The sequence below is a fragment of the Isoptericola sp. NPDC060257 genome (assembly GCF_042726645.1).
GTDB lineage: Bacteria > Actinomycetota > Actinomycetes > Actinomycetales > Cellulomonadaceae > Isoptericola > Isoptericola nanjingensis.
Genome location: NZ_JBHXAW010000315.1, coordinates 1 through 4,791 on the forward strand (window position 1 = coordinate 1; position 4,791 = coordinate 4,791).

Consider the following 4,791-nt stretch of genomic DNA (forward strand, 5'->3'; position numbering starts at 1 on the left):
CGATGCCGGAGGAGCTGCGCGACCTGGAGCGGTTCGGGTTCGACCTGACGTCCTACCTGGTCGAGGGCGCCCAGCAGGGGGACCTGCGATGACGGCCCTCCTGCCCGCCCTGGGCGGCGCCCTCCTCGTGGCGGGCGTCATCGGTGTCGTCGTCGGCGTGCGCCGCGTGCCGGTCGACGACGCCGCGCCGCGCCGCCGACGCCTGGCCGCCAGGTTCGCCGCGGTGGACCGCCAGACGAAGATCCTCGCCGGGGTGGGCCTCGTGGGCGGCATCGTGGTCTACGCGATCACGCACTGGCTGGTCGCCATCGTGCTCGGCCCGATCGCCGGCGTCGGCCTCCCGGTGCTGCTCAGCGCCGGCAGCTCGGGGCACGTCATCCGCCGGCTCGAGGCGCTCGAGGAGTGGACCCGCAGCCTGGCGGGCGTGCTCACCGTGGGCGTCGGGCTCGAGGAGGCCATCCGCATGTCGCTGCGGTCGGCGCCCGAGGAGATCCGGCCCGAGGTGACCAACCTCGTGGCCCGGCTGCGCGCCCGCTGGGGCACGGTCGCGGCCCTGCGCGCCTTCGGCGACGAGCTGGACGACGCGACGGGCGACGTCGTGGCGGCGACGCTCATCCTCGGCGCGAGCCGCCGGGGCGCCGGACTGGCGTCCGTGCTGGAGTCGCTGGCGCAGTCCGTGGCCGACGACGTGCGCGCGCGCCGCGAGATCGAGGCGGAGCGCGCCAAGCCCCGTGCCACCGCGCGCTGGGTCACCATCATCACCGCCGGCGTGCTGCTCGTGCTGGCGTTCACGGGCGACTACATCGCCCCGTACTCCTCGGCCCTGGGGCAGGTCCTCATCACGGCCTACCTCGCCGCGTACGTCGGCCTGCTCGTCATGATGCGCCGGATGTCCAAGGGCGAGGCGCTCCCGCGGTTCATGGGCGAGCGCGCCCGTGAGGGGGCACGGTCGTGACGACAGGGCTGCAGATCGCGCTGCTCGGCGGCGCGCTGGTGGGGCTCGGCATCGGGCTGCTCGTATGGCGCCTGGCCCCGAACCGCCCGGACGTCGCCGACGTCGTGCGCCGCTACTCGCAGGAGGCCGCGAAGGAGCGCGCCACCATGCAGACAGAGCTCGTGGCGGGCGACCGCTACGAGCGCGTGGGCGTCTGGGCGATCAAGCGGTTCCCCGCCGCCGCCTGGGGCAGGACGCCGACCAAGGAGCTCGCGCTCCTGCGCGTCCCGGTGCACCGCTACTACGGCAAGAAGGCGCTGTACGGCCTCGTCGGGTTCGTCATCCCGCCCGTGCTGACGCTGATGCTGGCCGTCGCGGGCGGGCCCGCGCTGCCGTTCACGATCCCCGCCGTCGCGTCGCTGGGGCTCGCCGTCGTGCTGTTCGTGTCGCCCGACATCGACGTGCGCACCGAGGCCAAGCACGCGCGGGCCGACTTTGCTCGTGCCCTGAGCGCCTACATCGACCTAGTCGCGCTCGAGCGCCTCTCGGGCGCCGGCTCCCGGCAGTCGATGGAGAGCGCCGCCGAGATCGGCGACTCGTGGGTGTTCCGCCGCATCGGCGAGGAGCTGCAGCGCTCCCGCTGGAACGGCGTCGCGCCCTGGGACGCCCTGCAGCACCTGGCCGACGAGCTCGGCCTCCCGGAGCTGGACGACCTGGCCGACGTGATGCGGATGAGCGGCGAGGGCTCGCAGGTGTACGACAACCTGCGTGCCCGGTCCGCCGCCATGCGCGCGGCCATGCTCAACGCCGAGCGCGGCAAGGCGAACGCCGTGAGCGAGCGGATCAACATGCCCATGTCCCTCCTGGGCGTGGTATTCATGGTGATCCTCGTGACGCCCGCGCTCCTCAACGTGATGGGAGGCATCTGACGCCCTCTCGTCGACGTACCCCCGACCACTTCCATCCCGGACAAGGAACACCCATGCTCCAGCTCATCGCCACCCTGCACACCTTCGGCGTCACCGTCGCGGACCGCGCCAGGACCAAGCTCGCCTCCCAGCCCGAGACCGGCTCTGAGACCATCGAGAAGGTCCTGTGGGCCGTGGCCGTCATCGCCATCGTCGCCATCGTCGTCGGTGCGATCACCACCTTCGTCAACAACAAGGCGGGCGAGATCAAGTGAGGCCCGGGCCCGGGCGAGCGCGAGAACACCGCGGGCCCCGTGCCCGCGGGGCGCGCGAGCGTGGGTCCTCGACCATCGAGATGGTCTTCCTCCTGCCCGCCCTGTTCACCCTGATGTTCGCGGGGGTCCAGGCGGGGTTGTGGTATCAGGCCCGCGCCGTCGCCTACGCGGCCGCGCAGGAGGGCGTGCGTGCCGCGGCCGCGGAGAACGGCTCGGCGTACGCGGGCAGCGCGGCGGCGAGCGACTACCTCGCGGACGTCGGCGCGGAGCTCAGCGTCAGGAACGTCGTCCCGCAGCGGACGCTCACGGAGGCCCGGGTCACCGTGACGGTGCAGGCCCAGTCGATCGTGCCGCTGTGGAACCCGGAGATCTCGCAGACCGCGAGCCTGCCCGTCGAGAGGCTCACCGGATGAGCCGCCTGGCGCGCGCCCTGCGACGTCGGCTGCGGGACGGCGAGCGCGGGTCCGCGGCCATCGAGGCCGCGGTGGGCGTGCCCGCCTTCCTGCTGATCATGGGCCTGGTGTTCGCCGGCGGCCGCGTGGCGATCGCCGGGCAGTCCGTCGAGGCGGCCGCCACCGAGGCGGCCCGGTCCGCGTCGATCGCCCGGACCCAGGCGGAGGCGGAGGCCGGTGCCGTCGCGGCCGCGCGGCGCAGCCTCGACGAGAAGGGGCTGAACTGCGCCCCGCGGGTCGCGGTGAACACGGGCGGGTTCGGGAACGCCGTCGGCGTCGCCTCGAGCGTCTCCGCGACGGTGACCTGCGACGTCGGCGTCGGCGACCTCGCCGTCCCCGGTCTTCCGGGGACGATCCGGATCACCAAGACAATGGAAAGCCCGATCGACACCTACCGGGAGCGCTGAAGCATGCCCGCCAGGACCGTCCCCCGGCGCCTCCGCGCGCGACGCACGGGCCGCGCCGCCGAGCGCGGCTCGGTCTCCATCTGGCTCGCGCTCGGCGCGTTCGTCATGATCGTCGTCGTCGGGATAGCCGTCGACCTCTCGGGCCAGGTGCTCGCCCAGCAGCACGCGCGCGACGTCGCGCAGCAGGCGGCGCGGGCCGGCGGGCAGGCGGTCGTGGCGTCGGACGCGCTGCGCGGCACGGGGGTCGCGATCGACCCTGCCGCGGCGGGGGCGGCCGCCCGCTCGTACGCCAGCACCACCGGGGTCGTCGTCACCGACGTCGCCGTGGCCGGCGACCTGGTGGTCGTGAGCACCACGGACTCCTACAAGCCCAAGTTCCTGGGGATCATCGGGATCCGCGCGATGCCGGTGTCCGGGGAGGGCGAGGCGCGGGTGGTCCGGGCCTTCGAGGGGGCGGAGCGATGATGCGCCGGCTCAAGGGGCTCCTGGCCCTGCTGCTCCTGATCGCCGTCACCGTGGGGGTGCCGTACCTGCTCCTGGCGGTCGGGGCGAACCCCCTCGAGGACGGGCTGCTCTCGCCCGACACCCTCCTGTCGATGCTCACGTCGCCGGACGACGGGTCGCTGCTCATGCTGCTGCTGCAGGCGGCGGCCTGGGTGGCGTGGGCGTTCCTCGCGCTGAGCATCCTGGTCGAGCTCGTGGCGCAGCTGCGCGGGGTGCGCGCCCCGCGGCTCGTGGGCCTGCGGCTGCCGCAGAACGCGGCACGCGGGCTCGTGGCCGCGGCGCTGCTGCTCTTCACCACGGTGCCCGTGGCGACCACGGCGACGGCCCTGGAGGGCGGCTCGGCCGGGGCGCCGCAGGGCGTCGTCGCCGCCGTCTCCGTGCAGCAGGCCGTCCCGGGCCAGAGCGCCGGGGTGGGGGAGCTGGCCCTCGACGCCGCGCTGGCGTCGCAGTCCGCCGGGCAGGGGTCCGGCGCGGCCCCGATCTCGTCCGACCTCCTCCGCGAGGCCCGGGCCCAGGTCGCCGCCGAGCAGGCGGCGCCGGTCGAGCAGGCCGCGCACCACGAGCCGTCCGCGCGGACCGTCGAGCACACCGTCGAGCACGGCGACTCGCTGTGGTCCTTGGCCGAGCACTACCTGGGGGACGGCCATCGGTTCCGCGAGATCGTCGCCCTCAACGCCGACACGCTCGCCGACCGTCCCGACTTCCTCACCCCCGGCTGGGTGCTGACGGTGCCTGCGCCCGAGACGCCCGCGCAGGGCGGCGCGAAGGCTGCGGCGCCGGACGCGAAGGCCGGCACCGTGGTCGTCGAGGCCGGCGACAACCTCTCGCAGATCGCGGAGCAGGAGCTGGGCGACGCGGACCGGTACCCGGAGATCTTCGAGGCGTCGCGCGACGTCGCGCAGCCGGGCGGCGCGCACCTCACCGATCCCGACCTGATCCTGCCGGGCTGGACGCTCCAGGTGCCCGGCGCGGCCGAGGCGGAGGGCGCGCGGCCCGCCGCGGAGCCGGCCGAGCAGCAGCCCGCCGGGCGAGCGGGCGCTCCCGCCGCCGAGGCCGTCGTCGACGCGGCCTCGGACGCCGCCGCGCCGGAGGCTCCCGCCGTCGTGGCGCAGGACGCGGGCACGCAGGACGCGGCAGCCCAGGACGCCGACCCGCGACGCGGTCCCAGACCACGCGCGGGCGCAGCTCGGCGAAGGCGTCCGAGGGATAGCGGCCCGCCAGCATGTCCAGCACCGCGGTGAACGCCGACTCCGGCAGCGAGGAGAACGGGGCCGCCCGCCGCGCCAGCGCCAGCAGGTCGTCGAACTGCCA

The 4,791-nt window shown here is 74.9% G+C and carries 6 protein-coding genes and 2 pseudogenes; 7 read left to right on the plus strand and 1 reads right to left on the minus strand.

Going from position 1 to position 4,791, the window contains the following annotated elements; genetic code table 11:
* Window positions 1-88: 88 nt before the first annotated feature.
* The 7 genes and pseudogenes from ACFWEK_RS18935 to ACFWEK_RS18965 all read left to right on the plus strand — a co-directional run.
* The gene (locus ACFWEK_RS18935) at window positions 89-955 is read left to right on the plus strand and encodes a type II secretion system F family protein (RefSeq protein ID WP_430555044.1); all 867 of its coding nucleotides are present in this window, start codon (window positions 89-91) and stop codon (window positions 953-955) included.
* Window positions 952-1,863: a hypothetical protein gene (locus tag ACFWEK_RS18940; RefSeq protein WP_430555045.1), complete on the plus strand. Its 912-nt coding sequence runs from the start codon at window positions 952-954 to the stop codon at window positions 1,861-1,863. Before ACFWEK_RS18935 ends, ACFWEK_RS18940 begins: the two co-directional genes overlap by 4 nt.
* Before the next feature lie 53 nt (window positions 1,864-1,916).
* Complete coding sequence (locus ACFWEK_RS18945) at window positions 1,917-2,117, plus strand: hypothetical protein (RefSeq protein WP_430546240.1); 201 nt, start codon at window positions 1,917-1,919, stop codon at window positions 2,115-2,117.
* Window positions 2,118-2,197: 80 nt separating this feature from the next.
* Window positions 2,198-2,530 carry a TadE/TadG family type IV pilus assembly protein gene (locus ACFWEK_RS18950; protein ID WP_430555046.1) on the plus strand — a complete coding sequence of 111 codons (333 nt, stop codon included), beginning with the start codon at window positions 2,198-2,200 and terminating at the stop codon, window positions 2,528-2,530.
* Window positions 2,527-2,976, plus strand: coding sequence for a TadE/TadG family type IV pilus assembly protein (locus ACFWEK_RS18955; protein WP_430546238.1), 450 nt, complete (start codon window positions 2,527-2,529; stop codon window positions 2,974-2,976). The genes ACFWEK_RS18950 and ACFWEK_RS18955 overlap by 4 nt, the downstream gene beginning before the upstream one ends.
* A 3-nt stretch (window positions 2,977-2,979) precedes the next feature.
* Window positions 2,980-3,441: a pilus assembly protein TadG-related protein gene (locus tag ACFWEK_RS18960; RefSeq protein ID WP_430555047.1), complete on the plus strand. Its 462-nt coding sequence runs from the start codon at window positions 2,980-2,982 to the stop codon at window positions 3,439-3,441.
* Window positions 3,442-3,605: 164 nt separating this feature from the next.
* Window positions 3,606-4,202: pseudogene (locus ACFWEK_RS18965) on the plus strand (LysM peptidoglycan-binding domain-containing protein); the annotation flags it as partial.
* Window positions 4,203-4,602: 400 nt separating this feature from the next.
* Here the strand turns inward: ACFWEK_RS18965 and ACFWEK_RS18970 are convergent.
* A pseudogene (locus ACFWEK_RS18970) lies at window positions 4,603-4,791 on the minus strand (hypothetical protein); the annotation flags it as partial.

What these genes read in the sequence shown, in the direction of transcription:
- ACFWEK_RS18935 (WP_430555044.1), top strand. Translation starts at nt 89, where the DNA reads ATGACGGCCCTCCTGCCCGCCCTGGGCGGCGCCCTCCTCGTGGCGGGC.
- ACFWEK_RS18945 (WP_430546240.1), top strand. Translation starts at nt 1,917, where the DNA reads ATGCTCCAGCTCATCGCCACCCTGCACACCTTCGGCGTCACCGTCGCG.
- ACFWEK_RS18950 (WP_430555046.1), top strand. Translation starts at nt 2,198, where the DNA reads ATGGTCTTCCTCCTGCCCGCCCTGTTCACCCTGATGTTCGCGGGGGTC.
- ACFWEK_RS18955 (WP_430546238.1), top strand. Translation starts at nt 2,527, where the DNA reads ATGAGCCGCCTGGCGCGCGCCCTGCGACGTCGGCTGCGGGACGGCGAG.
- ACFWEK_RS18960 (WP_430555047.1), top strand. Translation starts at nt 2,980, where the DNA reads ATGCCCGCCAGGACCGTCCCCCGGCGCCTCCGCGCGCGACGCACGGGC.